Source organism: Clostridium sp. SY8519, assembly GCF_000270305.1.
Classification (GTDB): Bacteria; Bacillota; Clostridia; order Lachnospirales; family Lachnospiraceae; genus SY8519.
In genome coordinates, this window is record NC_015737.1 from 2,679,203 (window position 1) to 2,698,160 (window position 18,958).

Here is an 18,958-nt window from a genome sequence, read left to right on the forward strand (position 1 = left end):
CGGAAAGGGTTTTCTCCATAAGAACTGATTTTTTCTCCGGCAGAATCAAATCATTTTCTCCGGAAGAGCCAAAAAAATTTTCAGAAACCAGCTATTTTCAGACATTGAAGCAGCTTCCTCCGATAAATTCCCGCAGGATGGAATTATGGCCGATACTCTCACTGGGAACCGGAAGGAAATAATCCAGCAGCATCAGCATGCGCTGTGCTTCCGAATATTCCGGGCAGTCATTTGGTATCCCGTATAGCAGCGGTTCCGCGTAGGTTTTCAAGACCGCCATTTCATAGATCAGGGAGGAGTTAAACATCACATCCGCTTCTTCCTGATAGGGAAAAATATGGCGTTCCTCTCCCCGGCGCACCGACGCCCAGCGGGCAATGGTCTGCCGTGCTGTCGTATTTCTTGTCCGCGCGTCACGGACCATGCGGCGGATCATGCGGCAGTCCGTGGTGGAAAGATAGCTGTGATAATCCAGGTTCAGCTGTGTCAGCGCGCTGATATAGATTTTAAATTTCGCGCTTTTGGGAATATTCTGGGACAGCCGGTCATTCAGTCCGTGTATTCCCTCGATCACCAGCACATCATCCGGGCCCAACTGCAGCGTCCTGCCGGTGTATTCCCGTTTGCCGGTCTTGAAATTAAAGGTCGGCATCTCCACTTCCCTGCCTTCCAGCAGATCCGTCAGCGTCTGGTTGAAATACTGAATATCCAGGGCTTCCACCGCCTCAAAGTCAAAGTCACCGTTTTCATCCAGCGGCGTATGGCTTCTGTCCTGGTAAAAATCATCCATGGAGATCGGATGGGGCTTCATTCCCTGGGCAGACAGCTGAATCGACAGGCGGTGGGAAAAGGTGGTCTTTCCGGAAGAAGAAGGCCCCGCGATCAATACAAATTTAATTTTCTTTTCTGCGGCAATCTGTCCCGCGATGGATGCGATCTTCCCCTCCATCAGCGCTTCCTGCACCAGGATAATCTCCTGTACCCTGCCCTGTGAAATCTTTTCGTTGAGAAAGCCCACGGTACGGATTCCCAGCATCTCGCTCCAGCGCATGCTTTCGTCAAAAATGCCGAACAATTTGTCCGCTTTCTGGAAAGACTCTACTTTAAACTGTTCTCCCTCCGGAAAAATCAGCATGAAACCGCGCTGATACTTTTTCAGGCGAAACTGATTCAGGTATCCTGTGGAAGGCACCAGCGGGCCGTAGCAGAAGTCATAATACTCTCCCAGCACATAAACAGTGATTTCTTTATTCTGGTGAAATTTAATCATCTTCGCCTTATCCGGCATTCCCCAGACATTCAGCTGGCGGCTGACATAATTGCGGTCCGCGGATATTTTTTCAATGGGCAGATCCATCTGCTGCAGACTCCGCATCCGTTCTTCCAGCAGTTTCAGCTGTTCCGCGGTAATGACACATGGCTTTCCGTTCTGAAACAGTTCACAGTAATATCCGTTATTTACCGAATAGTAGACACGGATGGTATATCCCTTCAGCGCGCGGAAAGCCGCCGCCTGCATCAGCATGGTCAGGCTGCGGCGGTAGGCCCTGGCCCCGTCCTTGTCTGTGACTGTCAGAAACTCCAGTGTCCCGTCCTGAAAGATCTGGTCTCTCAGCTCCAGGATACTGTTGTTAAAGCGGGCCAGTACAATCGGTTCCTTATAATGCTCCTGCTCTTCTCTGGCCAGAGACAGGTAAGTGATTCCCTCTGCGTACTCCTCTGTTTTTCCATCGATGGTAATCTGACATATTGTCTTCATTTCTCATTGCTCCATTTTTTCAGGGACCGGGCAATCAGTGCCTGCCTATGGCGGACTTCCTCCCGGCGCGCCGCATTCTCCGCTGTGTCTTTTGCGCCGTGCAGACGCTTCGCGATGGCTGCCGCGGTATGCTGCTCTTTCAGAAGCCATTCCGCCAGTACCGGATCTTTTTTCTGCAGCAGCCGCGGGCCGAAGGCCGCCTCCTCTTCCGTCAGTGTCTGCCTGCGGGCAGAGGGCACAAGACGCAGGATGACATAATATTTGCCTGCATCCTTTATCATGCGCTCCTGGGCAATCTCATAGCCCGCCTGACACATCGAACTGCGCACCAGGGGAATTTCCGACTGGGGAGACAGAATCAGTTCGCGGACCCCCGCCAATCTGGATGCTCCTTCGGACAGGATCCGCAGCATAAGGGCGCCGCCCATGCCGGCGATCACAATGCTTTCTGCCTCTCCCGGATCCAGCTTCGCAAGACCATCGGAACGCCGGGTCTGTATCCGGTCTTCCAGTCCGCTCTCCCGGATGTGTCTCTGCGCAGCCTCCAGAGGACCCGCATTAATATCCATGGCAATGGCAGACGGCACACGGCCGCGGGCCGTCAGCGCAATCGGCAGATACCCGTGATCGGTGCCAATATCCGCCAGACGGTACCCCGCCGTCACCATGGATCCGATTGCCTCCATCCGTGCCGAGAGCTTCTCTTCCCTAGTCAAGGTAATCCTTCAGCTTCCGACTGCGGCTCGGATGGCGCAGTTTGCGCAGGGCTTTTGCCTCAATCTGGCGGATTCTTTCCCTGGTGACATTGAATTCCTTGCCCACCTCTTCCAGGGTGCGCGCACGGCCGTCATCCAGCCCGAAACGCAGGCGCAGCACTTTCTGCTCCCGTTCGGTCAGGGTTCCCAGCACTTCCACCAGCTGCTCCTTCAGCAGGGTAAAGGCCGCGGCATCTGCCGGCACCGGCACGTTGTCGTCCTGGATGAAGTCGCCCAGGTGGCTGTCCTGTTCCTCGCCGATGGGGGTTTCCAGGGATACCGGCTCCTGTGAAATCTTCAGGATTTCCCGCACACGCTCCACCGGCATTTCCATCTCTTTGGCGATTTCCTCCGGCAGCGGCTCCCGGCCCAGTTCCTGCAGAAGCTGGCGGGAAACACGGATCAGCTTGTTAATGGTCTCCACCATATGCACCGGAATCCGGATGGTCCGGGCCTGATCCGCGATCGCGCGGGTAATTGCCTGGCGGATCCACCAGGTTGCGTAGGTACTGAACTTATACCCCTTGCGGTAATCAAACTTCTCCACTGCCTTGATCAGGCCCAGATTTCCCTCCTGAATCAGGTCAAGGAACAGCATACCACGTCCTACATAGCGCTTCGCGATGCTGACAACCAGACGCAGATTAGCTTCAGCCAGCCGTTTTTTCGCGTTTTCCCCTTCTCTGGAAGTAATGGTCAGCTGCTTTTTCTCTTCTTCGGACAGCTGGTTTTCCGTATCTTCCTCCAGTGCTTTGTCCGCATTGATTCCGGCTTCCATCTTCATGGCCAGATCAATCTCTTCCTCTGCTGTCAGCAGCGGCACCTTTCCGATTTCCTTCAGATACATGCGTACCGGGTCATCGATATTGATTCCGTCCGGCACAGACAGATCGATGTTTTCGATATCCACATCATCCTTGGACTCTCCGTCATCATCGTCATCGTCCATGAAATCATCGTCCCCGTGCTCGGACACCTGCAGGACATCAATCCCGTTTGCTTCCAGATAGGCGAAGATTTTTTCGATATCCTCCTCTGTCATCGGCGTATCTTTAAAATAATCGTTGATCTCGTCGGTCTCAAGCACATTCTTTTTCTTTTTTGCCAGATCCAGCAGACCCGGAAGCTTTTCAAGCAGGAGTTCCGGTGTCAGCGCGGTGCCGTTCTGTGTTTGAGCCGCTTTGGTTCCGGCAGACTTTTTGCTTTTTGTGCTTTTTGTGCTTTTCGTGCTTTTCTTTACTGTCTTTTTGCTCTCGGCCATACTTTTTTCTCCCTGATCTGCTTTAATATTTTCTGTTCTTCCATGATCTGCTGCATCCGGGCCAGATCCTGATGCTGCCCGCTTCTCAGCCTGGTATCAATACTGTTCTGCTTGATGCGGAGCACGGTGTCCTGTACTGCTTTGTTCCACTCTGCCTCGCTTTCCAGCGACACCAGCCGTGCGTGAAATACCGAAGCCGCCTTTTTCTGCTGTTCCTCGTCTTCAAAACGGCTGATGATTTTCGCTGGATTCAACATGCCCTGCTGATGCTGGGCGTAGATTTCCACCGCGACTTCATGAAGGATTTCATCTGTGAAATCCTCCGGCCCGATAAAAGGAGCCGTCACCTCAAACAGGGACTCGTCCTCTGTCAGCCAGGTCAGCATCAGTTTCTGGGACATGACGATCCCGTCTTCCTTTTCCTTCTTGCGGATGCCGGATTTCGGCTTCTGCCGCAAAACTGCGGCGATGCCGCCCCGGGTGCCTTCTTCCCGCACCAGTGCCCGGAGATTCTCAAATCCCATCTGATACTTTTCCGCCACTGCCTCGATGTAATTTTCCCGCTCCTGCTCCTGGGAAAATTCCAGGATTCTGCGGGCAATTCCGCGATGGAACCGGGTCTTGTCTTCCGGATCCGTCAGGTCATACTCCCGCTCCATCATCCGAATTTCATACAGGAAGCTGTTTTCCGCATGGTCGATCCGCTCCTGATAGGCCTCCGCCCCCAGTCCCCGGATGAATTCATCCGGATCTTTATAGGGCTTTAGGTTTACCACTTTTGCTGTAATCCCGGCCTGCTTCAGGATCGGAATGGCCCGCAGGGCCGCTTTCACCCCTGCGCCGTCGCTGTCATACGTCAGACAGACTTCTTTGGTATATCTGCTCAGCAGACTGGCGTGCCCGGATGTCAGCGACGTCCCCAGGGATGCCACCGCGTTGTCAAACCCGGCCTGATGCAGCGCGATCACATCCATATACCCTTCACATAGAAGCATATAATCTCTGCGTGACGCCCTGGCGTAGTTTAATCCGTACAGATTTCTGCTTTTGTCAAAAATCGGCGTTTCCGGCGAATTCAGGTACTTCGGCTCGGCATCTCCCATCACACGGCCGCCAAAACCGATGACTTTGCTTGAAGCATCCATAATCGGAAACATGGCCCGGTTCCAGAATCGGTCATATCCGCCCCGGTCTTCCCGGTAGGAAATCAGACCGCTGTCTTTTAAGAGTTCATCCGGATAGCCTTTCTGTTTCAGATAGGTGTACAGCTCATTGCTGTACGTTCCGGAACACCCCAGCCCGAAGCGGCGGATGGTTTCGTCCGTCAGCCCCCGTCCATGAAAGTATGCCAGAGTCCGTTCTCCCTGGCCGGTGTGCAGCTTCCGGTAGTAAAACCTGGCGGCCTCCCGGTTGATATCCAGCAGATTCTGTCTGCGGTTCATTCTCTGTCTGTCTTTTGCCGACAGTTCCTGGCGGGGCAGTTTCATGCCGGCCCGGTCCGCCAGCATCTGCAGCGCTTCCGGAAATCCCGCATTCTGATACTTCATCTCAAATGTGATGACATTGCCGCCGGCGCCGCAGCCGAAACAGTAAAACATCTGCTTGTTCCTGGACACAGAAAAAGACGGGGTTTTTTCGTTATGAAAGGGGCAGAGGCCAAACCAGGTACTGCCCCTTTTCTGTAATTTCACATACTGAGAGATCACGTCCACGATATCATTGCGTGACCGGACCTCTTCAATTAAATCTTCCGAATAAAACGGCATAATATCTCCTGTTTGTTTCTTCGCGCCGTCTGTCAGTGGGACCATGCCTTCGGCACAAAATGTTCTTCAAACATGGTGATGGCATACTGATCTGTCATACCCGCGATATAATCGCAGACCACCCGGTCCAGCGGTTCGCCGCTGTGATACATCTGCTGCATATATGCCGGCAGACATTCCCAGTGTTCCATATAGACTTCAAACAGCCCGCCCAGCAGGCCTTTGGTTTTTTCCTCTTCGCTCTTCGCGATGGGATTGCTGTACAGATGCCGGAACATATACTGGCGCAGGTCTCCCATAGCTTCCTGCTTTTCCGCGGACATACGGATCTCCTGCAGGCCCTGGCTGCTGATGATCACATCATGAATTAAAGTGTTCAGACGCTCTCTGGTGGATCCCCCCAGCGTATCCCGGATCGGGCCCGGCAGATCTTCCTCCCGCAGCAGCTTTGCGCGGATCGCGTCATCCATGTCATGGTTGATATAGGCGATTTTGTCGGACAGCCGCACAATCTGCCCTTCCAGCGTGGAAGGCATGCCGGCCAGCTGGTGATTCCGGATTCCGTCCCTGACCTCCCAGGTCAGGTTCAGCCCTCTGCCGTCACTTTCCAGTTTTTCCACGATCCGTACACTCTGTTCATTGTGGCGGAATCCGCCTTCGCACAGATCATTCAGCACTTTTTCCCCGGCGTGCCCGAAGGGCGTATGGCCCAGGTCGTGTCCCAGAGCGATGGCTTCCACCAGGTCTTCGTTCAGCCGCAGCGCTTTTGCAATGGTCCGGGCCGTCTGGGAGACTTCCAGCGTATGTGTCAGCCGTGTCCGGTAATGGTCGCCCTTCGGCTCCAGGAATACCTGTGTCTTATGCTTCATCCTGCGAAACGACTTGCAGTGAAGGATCCTGTCCCGGTCGCGCTGAAACACCGGCCGGAGATCGCACTGCGCCTCTTCCCGGTCTCTGCCTTTTGAATTTTCGCTGAGCATGGCAAAAGGGCTCAGATACTCCCGTTCTGTCAGCTCCAGCTGCTCCCGAATGGTCATCAGTCGTTTCACCGCCTTTCCGTAATCAACGAAAACGTCTCTGTATATATAATTCCGCGTCCGTACCGGATTTCCTTTTTTCTTTTTCAAAAAATCCGCAAAGCAGATCAAATGCCCGAAAACTCCGCCTGCGGCAGGCTTCACCGAAGCGCCTGTTTTAAAGCTGCCAGCAGTACCGTATCCTCTTCATAGCGCAGGGCCGGATTCCTGCTCAGGCAGGTCATGATCACTTCTGTCAGCCGCCGGGTGGCGCAGTGATTCAACACACAGCGGTTCTGCCTTCTGCTGCGTCCCGGATATTCACCGGTCAGCATCACATACATCAGGACGCCCAGGCTGTAGCGGTCTGCCGCTTCCGTTACGGCAAAGCCCCCATTTCTTCCGGTTCCCCGCTGACACAGGGGATAAAAGACGTGTTCTCCCCTGCCCGCCTTTCTGTCCGTTCCTGTCAGTTCCGGCGCTGCGTAGTGTTCGGTCAGCCACCAGGTGACTGCTCCGCTTCTTTCCCGGCTTTCCTGAAGCTGCAGCGCAGAGCCGAAGTCAATCAGGGCAATGCGTCCGTGTGCCTGCAGAATTACATTGGACGGCTTCAGATCCAGGTAAACCACGGGAACGGGGCAGGTATGCAGATACATCAGCACATCCATCAGCCCCAGCACCACCGCGCAGAACGTCTGCTTCGGAAATCCGTCCGTCAGCTCCCGGGCCGACGCCAGGGTCCGGCCTTCCATATAATCCATAAAAATAATGATATGGGTGTCTGTTTCTTTGTAGTCGATAATTCGTGGAATTGAACAGTGATTCAGATGGCGCAGAATCTGGAATTCATGCAGTGCCCTTTGATCCGGCACACTGCGGCGAATCACTTTTGCCACTCGATAGATACGGAGACGGCGGTGGCGCACCAGATATACCCGGGAGGTGCCGCCGGCTCCCAGTAATTTAATCCATTCGTATTCGTTCATGTTTCTGCGGGATCAAGCAGATTACAGTCTGATCATAGCACAAATTCCCGTCCCGGGAAAGTCCCGCAAAGGCAGGGATGCGTCCGGCAGAATTTCAGCGGCGGATAACCTTCCGGACAATGCACAGCGCAATGCCGAGGATTGCCAGCAGTGTAATCACGGTTCCGGATTGATTAAATACTTCTGAATAGCGAATGATCCCCGCAAATATTCCGGCTGCAGTCGGCACAAAATAAGTGATGGACTTGCAGACGCAGGAAACGATCAGCACCACCACAAAGCCGAACAGTCCCCGGCCGGGGTCCAGGCGCAGCACTCTGCCCGCCGTCCGGTAAGCCTTCCGGGTCAGTATCCAGATCAGCTGGATCAGTGTCCACAGGAGAAACAGAACTGACAGCACCAAAAAGCCCGTGCTGGCTTCCGCCGCCAGGGTCGGTCCGCCAGTCAGTCCTCCGTTCTGATATACAGACGCAAAATTAAGCAGAAGCACTGCCAGCATGACCAGCGCCGATACCATCTGCAGAATCCGGCTGGCCTTTTGCAGCGGAGCGGCTGCTTCCTTCTTTTTCCCTCCGGATTTCTGCGATACAGGATACGGCACAGCTTCTCTGCGCACCGTCTGTTCCTGATACAGGGGCGCGGTACGGTCCATATCCGCCTCCCGGACAGCGTATCTGCTGTCTTCCTGACCGGTATACTTCTGACCGGTACCGGATATCAGCAGATCCTGCGCTTCCGGATGATCCCGAAACCAGCCGGCCGCAAACGCATTGGTGGCGATCACCTTCTGGCCGTTTTTCCGCAGTTCCCGGACTGCGAGATCCATAAGATTTCTGGCATAGCGGATCCCTTCCGGAGAATCACTGCCATAAATATGCGTAATCTCCCGGACGCCTTCTCCTGCTGCCGGATAGTCAATCTCCGCCATCCGTGTTCCGTCCTCATCTTCCAATACTATTCTGTCTGAGTGAATCTTGTAATACATATTCCTCTGCTCCTGCCTGTGTCAATGACAGCATCCAGTATCTGCCTCTGTCAGATCAAAAACAAACCGCTTCCGGCTGAGCGCCGGTGTACCTTTAGGATACGCTCCATTTGTGTCCGTCCGGTGAAAATTCATTGCCAGAAGAAACTTCTCCGCATCTCCGTTTCCTTCCGGCACTTCCGCAAGCACGCACTGTTTTCCCGCGGCACGGCAATGTGCCAGCGCGGTCTTTACCATAAATGTGCCCAGTCCGTCCCGCGCCGCTTCCGGTATGATTCCGAGAAACCTGAGCTCTGCCGTTTTCGCCGGATCTTCCGGAAGCCCTTCGCCGGACACCGGGGCGCAGCCTTCCGTAAAGTCCCCCAGTATCATCAAACCGGAGGTACGGTCTGACGCGATGCAGAGATACACGGCTCCAAGTTCCGCTGCCATCTTCAGCGCCGCGTCATCCGGCACCGGCACAGTGTCCGGAGTTTCTGCGGATTCTGCCAGTCGTCGGCAGAACTCCCGCACCAATGGATACTCTTCTGCCTCTGCAGGCCTGATTTCAACCATCGCTTCCGCCTCTCTTTTGTCTTTATTAGGAAAGAATCTCTGTGGGATGCTGACATGCTCCCGCAGACAAGCCTTTGGATTTTCACTGCAAATTTATAACAAAAAAAATGCAGGAAGAGGGACTTGAACCCTCATGAGCGCAATGCTCACACGGACCTGAACCGTGCGCGTCTGCCAATTCCGCCATTCCTGCATAAATCATATGGTATTCTGTTGTATGTGCCTCAGAACGAATACTATGATACTCATTTCCCGCCCAGAAGTCAATAGGAAATTTCAATTTTTTTCTTTTTATTTTTCCCGGATATCTGTTGACATATTTCTTTTCATTTGCTATTATATTCAAGTCGCGTGAGGCGGCAGTTATCAATCAAATAGATGCGGAAGTGTCGGAACTGGCAGACGAGCAAGACTAAGGATCTTGTGATCGCAAGATCGTGTGGGTTCAAGTCCCATCTTCCGCACTGCGAAAACAGAAGCGCAAGCTTCTGTTTTTTCGTATCCACACATTTATCCCAACCTACGGAGATTTCTTTATGAAAAGACAGCCGGAAGGAACAGAATACTATAAGATCGGCGAGGTCTCAGAGCTTTTTCATATCGGTGTTGATTCCATCCGATACTACGAAAAAGTCGGCCTGCTCCATCCCGTCCGCAGCGCGGAAAACCACTACCGCCTTTACTCCCTGGATGATATCCGTACCATGAATACCATCCGTGAGCTTCTGGATCTGGGGTTTTCCACGGAGGAAATCCTGGCGTTTGAAAACGACCGCACACTGGATCACGTCACCGCCATGCTGAAACAGGAAGAAGCGGTCATCGACCGGGAGATGAAAGAACTGCGCCGCAAGAAAAAAGAAATTCACGGCCGCCTGCTTTCCATCCGGGAAAATCTGGCCCGGGACTGTTCCGGAGAAATCAATCTTCTGGAGCTGCCTGCCCGAAACTGCTTTATGATTTCCCGCAGTGACATGCCGGATCAGATGATCAACTATCAGCTGGCCCGCTTTACCGTGGATCTGAAAAAAAAGATGGCCACCATCGGTGCCTGTGACTGCTACACCCTGGATATCCACTCCCTCAATGACACCTGCCAGGATTACCGTACCAAAAATGTCTTCTTCTACTCCGAACACCTGGAGCTCGAGACCAACTATACCCTGCCTGCCGGAATCTATCTGAGCACCTGCTACCGCGGCGACTACAGCCACACCAGGGAAGTCGTTCCACGGATGCTCCGGTACGCGCAGAATCACCGGTTCCAGGTCATGGGCGACCCCATTGAGTTCTGCCATATCGATCGCTACGAAACTGCCCTTCAGTCAGAATATCTGACAGAAATACAGCTTCTGGTCGCAAAAGAATCCACCCGGTCCTGGAGGATCCGCTGACCTCCGGACCGGATGGATTCTTTTTTCTGTCTGAAGTAATCCGAAAATCAAAGATTATAAAATCTTTCATAGCGCAGGGAGGACAGATCCAGCATCGGCGCTTCGCCGGCCGCAATCTGCGCCATCATATACCCCACTGCCGGCGCTGTTCCAAACCCATGGCCGTTAAACCCGGTGGCCAGAATCAGTCCCGGCGTCTCCTCCGGTCTGCCGAGGACGCAGACGCCGTCGCTGGTGCAGTCGCACCATCCGGTCCAGCTGCGGATGATTTTCGCGTTTTTTAACGCCGGTACGTAGCCTTCAATAGCACGGCAGCTGGCTCCCAGCGTTGCGGCATGCGCGAAATTCACTTCATCCGTATCCTCGTCCATCAGTGCCTCCGGCCCTGCCACAGCCCCGAACACGAAGGAGCCGTGGCTGGTCTGATGCCCGTAGAAATCGGCATCGGCGCAGCCCAGCATCTGAAGGAACATTTTCGGCTCCATCTCCGTTACCAAACAGCAGTCAATCTCATCTTCCATCGGAATATCCAGTCCCACCGTGTTGATAATCGCACGGCTGGCGTATCCGGCGGCCACCAGGACATTGTCCCCTTCCAGAACCGTTCCGTCCGAAAGAATCACTTTCCGGACGCTTCCTTTTACCTTGCGCAGAGCCACTGCCTTTGCCCCGGTATAAAACCGTACGCCCATCTCCAGCGCGCGCAGGTAATAACCCAGGGTTGTGGTCAGCGGATTGGCATGGCCGTCTGTGGGACAGAAGCTGGCGCCAATCACCTGATCCGACAGATAGGGATTGAGTTCATGTACCTGTCTGGCATCGATCATTTCCACATCCAGCCCCATATTTCTGCAGCTGGTGGTCAGTGTCTGCAGCTTATTCAGATGTGCCGCCGTCTTTCCCATCCGAATATTGCCCTTTTGTGTATATTCGGTATCAACACCCAGCTCCTCCGACAGACCAGGCCAGAATTTCTGCACTGCCGCCATTGCGACGGGCAGCTCCCGGATATCCCTTCCGGACTGCCGCACACCGCCTCCGTTCCTGCTGGAACCGCCATGTCCGATGGAATCCGAGCTTTCCAGGACCATCACATCTCTGATGCCCCGTTTTGCCAGATAATACGCGGAAGCGCAGCCCACAATTCCGCCACCGATTATGATTACATCTGCTGTCTTCTTCATATCTCTGCTCTCCTATTCTGCCTGCTCACCCAGATCTTTTCCGGCGATTTCCATTGCAATCGGACGCATCGGCGACCTGGATGTCGCTGCTTCGATCTCACGTACCGGAACGTTCAGTTCTTTCGCGATCAGCCTTCTTGTCAGCATTCCGCAGGTCTGCCCCTGGCACAGTCCCATGCCGCAGCGCAGAAATCTGCGAAGCTCTTCAATGGTCATAATTCCTGCATGCACTGCTTTTCTGATTTCTCCTTTGGTAACTTCCTCGCATCGGCAGACAAGAATATCATCATCCGGCTCCGGAAGAAACGGTCCGATTTCCTCTAATTTTTTCTGAATATCAAACATCTGTTTTTTTCTCCTATCCGATTTTTCTGTCTGCAGTTCAGGCTTTTGCATAAAATCTTGCCCGGTCTTTTTCCGCAATCGGCACTTTCATGGTCAACAGGTTGGTTCCGTCATAAGCTTTGCCGGAACGCACCCGGACAATCTCGGCATCGCAGATCGCCTCCCCGCTTCTGGATAGACCTTTTCCTCTGTCTCCCTCCTGGGGCAGCGGCAAAAATTCATAAGGAATGGTAATTTCCGCAGTTCCCTCTTCCGGATTCTCGCTGACCAGAAAGATTGCCTGCCCGGAGCAGCTGGCCACACACATGCCGCAGTCCACACATTTGCTGCCTTCCACAGAAATCGGCAGCGACGTGATATGCTCCCCGATGGAGATGCAGTTCATTTTGCATGCTGTCTGGCACGGGTTGCAGGGAATATTCTGCGTACACTCGATCACCGGATGCACTTTTGCTTCCGAACGGAAACCGGGGAATCTCGCGATTTCATCATCCGCGATAAATCCATGCCTGAGAAGATTTTCAGAAACTGCGATTCCTTCCTCTGTGGCCTCCACCTTTTTTCCCCGGTTCTGGGGAGCAAACATTCCCTGACGCAGCGCATCCAGAGACTGCATCAGTTCCTTTTCTCTGTGATCCCGCTCTTCTTCCGTCACATAGCCCAGATATTCGGCCACAGCTTCTCCGCTCATGCGGCCTTCGATCATGGCGGAGGACGCCTCTTCGATTCCTGCCACATCACCGGCGGCGTAGATTCCAGGTATGGATGTTTCACCTGCCGCGCTGCATTTCGGAACTGTGCCGCCTGCGTCATCCATTTCCGCCCCGTCCATCTTCAGAAGCTGTGCCATTGGCGAAAGTCCTACTGCCACACAGACCGTATCCACATCGAAGTGTTTTTCCGTGCCCGGAAGAAATTCAAAATTCCTGTCTACTTCCGCAATGGTTACACCCGTAACACAGTCGGTGCCTTCCACTTCCAGGATCGTATGGGACAGATAAAACGGTACGCCGCAGCGCGCGACCTTGGAGGCATGCACGCCGTAACCGCCGATTTTCGGTGCCGCGTCCGCAAGGGCCACCACTTCACACCCTGCCTGCATCAGCTGGAATGCCACCACCAGTCCTACATTTCCGGTTCCAAGCATCAGCACACGGTTGCCGGGTTTTACCCGATACAGGTTCATCATGGTCTGTGCCGCGCCTGCCCCGATTACCCCGGGCAGTGTCCATCCCCTGAAGTTCACCATGTTTTCCGATGCGCCTGTGGCCACCAGAATCGCGTCCGCCTTATAATGATGGACCTCTGTACCGATCTGTACCTGTATTTCCTTCTCTTTGTAAAGTCCGATCACCGTAGCGTTAAGCACCACTTCCACGCCCAGTCTGTTCGCTTCCTCCAGGAGTTCCTCGCCGATCCGGAATCCGCGGACCCTGGCTTTGTGTTCCTTGGATCCGAAGAACTTGTGGATCTGTTTAAACAGCTGGCCGCCCGGTCTCGCGTTTTCATCAAATACGGTTGCTTTGATCCCGCGGGAGGCTGCTTCAATCGCTGCCGAAAGACCGGCGGGTCCGGCTCCAACTACAATAAATTCTTTTCTTTCTACCTTCATGTCAAGCCTCCTCCCTGGCGGATACCCCATACTGCGTCTGAATTTTCATACCCTCCTGCAGTGGCGTAATGCAGGTACGCACATTAGGCTGTCCATTGACGATCATGACACAGTCCGTACATCTCCCGATCGCGCAGAACACGCCCCGGGGCTCATGGTGTTTCGCGGTGTAACGATGGATCATGATGCCATTGACCCGCAGCGCCATGGCAATCGGTTCCCCCTCGTATCCCTGATACGTCTTTCCGTCACAGGTAAAAGTCACTTGTTTTCCTTTATGTTCCGTCCCAAGAATTGGATGCTCGCTGATTCGATCCATGCCATTTCCTCCTGTCTGTTTTTCTTTCTTATCGTCTGTTTTTTTCTATCTTCGCGTCTGTTTTCTTATCTTTCTTCGCAGCGCGGTTTCGGTTCCATCCCGCGCTGCCACTTTCCTATTTCCAGATTCCCCTGCTCTTTCGGATTCGGTAATACATGATGTTTTCCATGGCCATTACCTTTTCCATCGGCACAGGCTGAAACAGCGGGATTTTCATCTTAATCCGGATCCAGAATATGGAGTAGACAAACAGCACGCCAAGGACAGCCGCCGTTACCAGCCAGATTTTTGCCCGTTCCACAGGGTCTGTTGAAATATTCAGAATCATATACACGGTTCCCGCAATGCCGACCAGCGGAAGCACCGGCCCCAGCGGAACCTTGAAGCTTCGGGGCGCTTTCGGCAGCCGATGCCGGAACACCAGCAGATCCACATGGGCCGCGATATAGGAAGCCATCCAGAATACAGAGCCTACCAGAATCAGGAAACTGATACGGTCAGATGAATCCTGGCTGATATAAGCAAAAATCATAATCGCCACAGACACAAACCATACGCCGATATGCGGCACAGATTTTCTGTTCAGTTTTCCGAAAAACTGGGGCATCAGATTGGTCTTGGCCATACCGGAAAAGATGTTGGACAGTCCCTGCACCGTTGAATTCTGTGTGCTGACGACAGCCAGGGCGGAGACAACCGTCATCCAGATCTGCCCCGGTTTTCCTAACAGCGCCATACCATACAGCAGATGCGGCGCCGCGGAAGAAGTCAGATCCTGCCAGTTGGTATAATTGTGGAATCCCAGAACCATAATGGACTGAATGCCGCAGATAATGGCCAGCCCGATGAACATTCCCAGCGGCACATTCCGCTTTGCGTTCTTTACATTTTTGGATATCGGTATCGCGTATTCCGCCCCGATAAACAGCCAGAACGCCACTGCCGTCATGGATACCACATTCAGCGGGGTCGCGTTCATCACCGCCGGCTGGCTGACTTCCGCCCCGGTTCCCATGCCCAGCATTCCGATGACACCCATAATCAGCATGGAGCCCAGCAGCAGATAGCTGACCAGGTTCTGCACTTTGGCAAACATATCCACGCCCCGCAGATTCGCGATCAGAATAATCACAGAAGCCAGTACCGTCCAGAAATAATTGGGTATTCCGAAGGGCAGATGAATGATCTCACCCATGGCATAAGCAAAAATCGATGCTTCCACGCCGCAGGACAGTACATTGGATACCATGTATCCGCCAACCATCAGCACAATGGTGGGTATCGGTCCGATGCCGGCCAGTGTGTACTGTGCCAGCCCGCCGGTTACGTTGGGCATCAGCGCATTCAGTTCTGACATGGTGGCCATCGTCAGCATATTGAACAGGCAGGCAATCACCATTGCCGCGATAAACAATACACCGATCTGGCCTGCTCCCTGTCCCAGTGATACCAGACAGCTTGTGGCAATGACCAGTCCGACGGAGACGGACACCACATTTCCCAGGCCAAGTGTTTTTTCTTTCATCATCTGCTCCTCTCCCATTCCAGTTACAGCGCGTCCGTTCCCTCATCGCCGGTGCGGATGCGGATCACGTTGTCCAGACTGTAGACAAATATCTTTCCGTCACCGATATGTCCGGTATACAGCTCCTTCATCAAGGTCTGGGTCAAAGCATCCACAGCATCGGAATCTACCACCACCGCAACCTGAATCTTAGGAAGCAATTCCATTTCATAATTCTCGTCCACTTCGTATTCTTTGGTTCCCTTTTCAATACCGCAGCCCAGCACCTGAGTAAAAGTCATTCCTCCCACGCGCAGATCGCTTTCGCTTAAGCATCTTTTTAAGGTCTGAAATTTCGACATATCACAGATAATTTCTATTCTTGATAATCCTGCCATCGTATTTTCCTCCCGCTGTCTGTTTTCCTGCCGCTGCCGATCCGTCTGTCACCGCCGGCGCGGCTTTCTGCAGTTTTTCTTTCCTTACGCCATTTCCGGTGTTTCCCAGAGATTTAATTTTGTTCCGATTCCTTCTTTGACCGCCCTCCGGTATACGCTGCAGCCCCAGGCCACATCTTCCACCGGCATACCGCCTACGGAATAGATAATGACCTGATCTTCCGAAGTCCTTCCTTCCGCTTTTCCTTCAATGATGTCCGCCATATCGGTCAGGTCTTCCCCGGAGGCTTTGCCCTCATGAATCAGGTCGGTAAATTTGCATCCGATGATTCCCATTTTCGGATAGGTGGGATAAGGGTACTCGCTGGCCCAGGCTTCATAAAGCTTCCGGTTGTCCACCACGAATTTGCACGTGCCGAGGAACTCATCATCAAACCGCGCCGCGCTTGGCATGGAAATAAATGCTCCCGGTTTCACCCAGTCTCCGCTGATATAAGGATAGGTTTCCACGATCGCCGGATCATCATCCGTCATTGCCGTGGTGGTAAAAGAGATCACATCCGCGTCCCTGACGGCCTCTTCCTCTGTCTCACACACGATGATTTCATCAAACTGCGGATATTCTTTCTTAACAAACGCGATGAAAGAATCTATGGATTTTCTTCCTCTTCCCTTGATCTTTACCCGGTGAAGTTTCGGACAGACCGCCGCAAAAGCCGCAAGAGAAGTTTTTCCCATGACTCCCGGTCCGATCACTGCTGCCGTCTCCGAATCTTTCCTGGCCAGATATTTTGCGCCTACCCCCGGGATTCCGCCGGTGCGGTACGCGGACAGCAGGTTGGCGGACATGAACGCCAGCGGAGCTCCGGTATCCTTATCATTCAGGGTCAGAGTCAGAATGGAACGGGGCAGCCCTTTCTTTTTGTTTTCGATATTGGAGCCATACCATTTCACACCGGCCATCTGGTAGCGTCCGCCCAGATATGCGGGCATGGCCATGAATCTGCGGTCCTGGGTGTTTTTCGGCATGCCCGGAAATTTCGGGTCATCCGGGAACGTCACCATGCAGCCGTGAGAGTTATGGTTCTCCCCGCCCATCATGTAATCTCCCTTTTTCAGAAGAAGGAGCATATCCTCCATGGATGCAATACAGGCCGCCATATCCTTGACTCCCGCCCGAATCATATCCGGTTCGCTTAAATATAGAAAATCAATTTTTGCACTCATTTCCGCGCCTCCGTTTTCATAAAAAAAGGAGCTGTCCGCGTTTGCGAATCAGCTCCCTTGCCTCTTGTCATTCTTAAGTTACTTATACCCTAAACCCTGGTACCATACCAGAGTCAACAGGATATTTTGTATCTATTTGAATACAAGAAACAGATGCTATTTGGTTGTTTATTCCCATTACTTACTCTTTGAAGTGTTTTCTCGCGATTTCCGCAATCAGATGGGCCGTTTCCTCAATCCCGAAAATACTGCTGTCCATCAGAAAATGATTTCCCTCGGTTCCGCCCCATTCATACTCGGAATAATAGCGGTTGTAGTTTCTCCGGGTCCGGTCTGTTTTCTTGATGATCCGGATCGCCCGGCCCCTGTCTGCTGCGCCGTACACTTCCATCACGCGGCGAATCCGGAACTCCGCCGGCGCGTAGATAAAGATCGACAGCAGATCCGGCTCATCCCGCAGCACATAGTTGGCGCAGTGCCCGACAAATACTGCGGACCCCTCTGCCGCCGCTGTCAGGATCGTCTGTTCCTCCAGATCAAAAATCTCATCCTGCTCGGTTTTCTGAAGCATCGGATCGTATTTTTTAATGAGATAGTTGCCGAAATCGGTCACATCTTTGGTCTCATCTTTTTTCGCCACATTCAGCCCTTTTTTCTGCGCCGACGCGCTGATTTTCGCCTCATCATAAAAATGGATTCCCAATTCTTCCGCTACTTTTTCAGCAATGGCATGTCCGCCGCTTCCATATTGACGTCCGATGGTAATAATCATTTTCTTCATGACAAGCACCCCTTTCGCTCTTTTCATCCGCGGCTAATCAACCGCCCGTTTCTTCTTTTTTATTATACTCCATTTCCCGGTTTCTGAACCGTTTCCGCTACTGTTTTTTTGCTTTTCAGAATAAAAAATCACCCCGGTTCTGCCGCCGAAAGAGATTTCAGCGGTTTTACCGGGGTGATTTTTGAATTGTATGAAATGATATGAACTTCCCGCGGAGGATAACGGAATCGTTTCGTTCCTATCTTCTCGGAATATATCCGTGATAATTGACCAGATTGTTAGCCATGGTAAAGTCAGCCACTGCCACAGAAATGAATTTGTGGTACGGTTTCAGGAACGGGAACTGATCCTGCTGGGCCCATGCCGGTTTTTTCAGTGTTTTTGTGGCTTCTACCGCAGTCTGATACCAGCCGGACTGATTCTCAAACCAGAACTCCAGAATATGTTCCATGCCGCTGCCGCCGTTGATTTCCTTCTTTACCTTGCTGTGAAGGATTCTGGTGCATTCCGGCGCTGCCTCAAAGACAGGGATCACCTCTTCAAAAAGCCAGCGATCCCCTTCTTCTGCGGATACCCCTTCCGGATAGCCGATGGCAACATTCCAGCGGTAGTTCGCGCCGTCCTCAATGGTGCGGCCTTTTCCCTTGATATCATCTTCCCACCAGTAAGGCGCAAAACAGAAAATGAAAGGATTGGCGCCTTCCATATTTGTGCTCCGCGCTTCATTGCCGGAATCGCCGCCGTCATCACCGGGTGCCCCGCCGTTTTTCTTCATGGCTTCCAGCATGCCTTCCGTGATATTTCCCTGCCATAACAGAACTTCCGGCGGGAATGTCTCAGCGATGGCCTTAATGCCCAGGCGCTCATCAAAGTCGCTCACCATCCAGTGATGCTCGGTCAGCTGCATGGAGCAGTAACCAAAACGCTCCCCTTCCGGCGGTGTCGGGAATGAAGGATAAAACGCGTATTTTGTCACATAGGGCTCAAACTGTCCGATGCTGTCCGGTACATGGGTTTTATACAGCCAGCGCTGGAGTTTCGGTCTGTAGTCTTCTTTTGCGCAGTTAACATAGATGAAGCTGCGCATCGGCTCAAATTTAAAATCTGCCAT

General features: G+C 52.9%; 18 protein-coding genes and 2 tRNA genes. 2 read left to right on the plus strand and 18 right to left on the minus strand.

Translation table 11 applies throughout. The features are described from left to right. Positions 1 to 97: 97 nt before the first annotated feature. The 9 genes from CXIVA_RS12385 to CXIVA_RS12425 form a co-directional block, all read right to left on the minus strand. Positions 98 to 1,759: a nucleoside kinase gene (locus CXIVA_RS12385; protein WP_013978386.1), complete on the minus strand. Its 1,662-nt coding sequence runs from the start codon at positions 1,757 to 1,759 to the stop codon at positions 98 to 100. Beyond that, positions 1,756 to 2,475 (minus strand): class I SAM-dependent methyltransferase, encoded by a 720-nt coding sequence (locus CXIVA_RS12390; protein WP_013978387.1) that lies wholly within the window; start codon positions 2,473 to 2,475, stop codon positions 1,756 to 1,758. Before CXIVA_RS12390 ends, CXIVA_RS12385 begins: the two co-directional genes overlap by 4 nt. Then, positions 2,468 to 3,775 carry an RNA polymerase sigma factor RpoD gene (gene rpoD / locus CXIVA_RS12395; protein ID WP_013978388.1) on the minus strand — a complete coding sequence of 436 codons (1,308 nt, stop codon included), beginning with the start codon at positions 3,773 to 3,775 and terminating at the stop codon, positions 2,468 to 2,470. Before rpoD ends, CXIVA_RS12390 begins: the two co-directional genes overlap by 8 nt. Beyond that, on the minus strand, positions 3,751 to 5,586 hold the full coding sequence (gene dnaG, locus CXIVA_RS12400) for a DNA primase (protein WP_347475631.1): 1,836 nt from the start codon (positions 5,584 to 5,586) through the stop codon (positions 3,751 to 3,753). The genes rpoD and dnaG overlap by 25 nt, the downstream gene beginning before the upstream one ends. Further along, entirely contained in the window at positions 5,574 to 6,578 is a 1,005-nt protein-coding gene (locus CXIVA_RS12405) for a deoxyguanosinetriphosphate triphosphohydrolase (protein ID WP_013978390.1), read from the minus strand. Before CXIVA_RS12405 ends, dnaG begins: the two co-directional genes overlap by 13 nt. Before the next feature lie 140 nt (positions 6,579 to 6,718). Next, positions 6,719 to 7,543, minus strand: coding sequence for a serine/threonine-protein kinase (locus CXIVA_RS12410; protein WP_013978391.1), 825 nt, complete (start codon positions 7,541 to 7,543; stop codon positions 6,719 to 6,721). 94 nt (positions 7,544 to 7,637) lie between these two features. Next, complete coding sequence (locus tag CXIVA_RS13580) at positions 7,638 to 8,528, minus strand: GNAT family N-acetyltransferase (protein ID WP_013978392.1); 891 nt, start codon at positions 8,526 to 8,528, stop codon at positions 7,638 to 7,640. A gap of 21 nt (positions 8,529 to 8,549) precedes the next feature. Then, positions 8,550 to 9,083, minus strand: a complete 534-nt coding sequence (locus tag CXIVA_RS12420) for a GNAT family N-acetyltransferase (RefSeq protein WP_013978393.1) — start codon at positions 9,081 to 9,083, stop codon at positions 8,550 to 8,552. Between the two features lie 108 nt (positions 9,084 to 9,191). Next, positions 9,192 to 9,276 (minus strand) — tRNA-Leu (locus tag CXIVA_RS12425). A gap of 187 nt (positions 9,277 to 9,463) precedes the next feature. Between CXIVA_RS12425 and CXIVA_RS12430 the strand changes: the two genes are divergently transcribed. Together CXIVA_RS12430 and CXIVA_RS12435 are read left to right on the plus strand one after the other, a co-directional pair. Next, positions 9,464 to 9,547, plus strand: a tRNA-Leu gene (locus CXIVA_RS12430). A 72-nt stretch (positions 9,548 to 9,619) separates the two neighbouring features. Beyond that, positions 9,620 to 10,477 carry a MerR family transcriptional regulator gene (locus CXIVA_RS12435; protein WP_013978394.1) on the plus strand — a complete coding sequence of 286 codons (858 nt, stop codon included), beginning with the start codon at positions 9,620 to 9,622 and terminating at the stop codon, positions 10,475 to 10,477. A gap of 47 nt (positions 10,478 to 10,524) precedes the next feature. Here CXIVA_RS12435 and CXIVA_RS12440 read toward each other — a convergent pair whose 3' ends face one another. The 9 genes from CXIVA_RS12440 to CXIVA_RS12480 all read right to left on the minus strand — a co-directional run bounded on the left by CXIVA_RS12440 (position 10,525) and on the right by CXIVA_RS12480 (position 18,958). Next, positions 10,525 to 11,661 carry an FAD-binding oxidoreductase gene (locus CXIVA_RS12440; protein WP_013978395.1) on the minus strand — a complete coding sequence of 379 codons (1,137 nt, stop codon included), beginning with the start codon at positions 11,659 to 11,661 and terminating at the stop codon, positions 10,525 to 10,527. Positions 11,662 to 11,673: 12 nt separating this feature from the next. Next, positions 11,674 to 12,006 (minus strand): (2Fe-2S)-binding protein, encoded by a 333-nt coding sequence (locus CXIVA_RS12445; protein WP_013978396.1) that lies wholly within the window; start codon positions 12,004 to 12,006, stop codon positions 11,674 to 11,676. Positions 12,007 to 12,043: 37 nt separating this feature from the next. Continuing rightward, positions 12,044 to 13,618: an FAD-dependent oxidoreductase gene (locus CXIVA_RS12450; RefSeq protein ID WP_013978397.1), complete on the minus strand. Its 1,575-nt coding sequence runs from the start codon at positions 13,616 to 13,618 to the stop codon at positions 12,044 to 12,046. A gap of 1 nt (position 13,619) precedes the next feature. Next, on the minus strand, positions 13,620 to 13,937 hold the full coding sequence (locus tag CXIVA_RS12455; protein ID WP_013978398.1) for a (2Fe-2S)-binding protein: 318 nt from the start codon (positions 13,935 to 13,937) through the stop codon (positions 13,620 to 13,622). Positions 13,938 to 14,052: 115 nt separating this feature from the next. Further along, the gene (locus CXIVA_RS12460; RefSeq protein WP_013978399.1) at positions 14,053 to 15,465 is read right to left on the minus strand and encodes an APC family permease; all 1,413 of its coding nucleotides are present in this window, start codon (positions 15,463 to 15,465) and stop codon (positions 14,053 to 14,055) included. A gap of 20 nt (positions 15,466 to 15,485) precedes the next feature. Continuing rightward, a complete protein-coding gene (locus CXIVA_RS12465; protein ID WP_013978400.1) occupies positions 15,486 to 15,839 on the minus strand; it encodes a P-II family nitrogen regulator in 354 nt (117 codons plus the stop codon). A gap of 84 nt (positions 15,840 to 15,923) precedes the next feature. Beyond that, complete coding sequence (locus CXIVA_RS12470) at positions 15,924 to 17,066, minus strand: tyramine oxidase subunit B (protein ID WP_013978401.1); 1,143 nt, start codon at positions 17,064 to 17,066, stop codon at positions 15,924 to 15,926. Positions 17,067 to 17,247: 181 nt separating this feature from the next. After that, positions 17,248 to 17,847, minus strand: a complete 600-nt coding sequence (locus CXIVA_RS12475; RefSeq protein WP_041727953.1) for a cytidylate kinase-like family protein — start codon at positions 17,845 to 17,847, stop codon at positions 17,248 to 17,250. Positions 17,848 to 18,085: 238 nt separating this feature from the next. Further along, the gene (locus tag CXIVA_RS12480) at positions 18,086 to 18,958 is read right to left on the minus strand and encodes a hypothetical protein (protein ID WP_013978403.1); all 873 of its coding nucleotides are present in this window, start codon (positions 18,956 to 18,958) and stop codon (positions 18,086 to 18,088) included.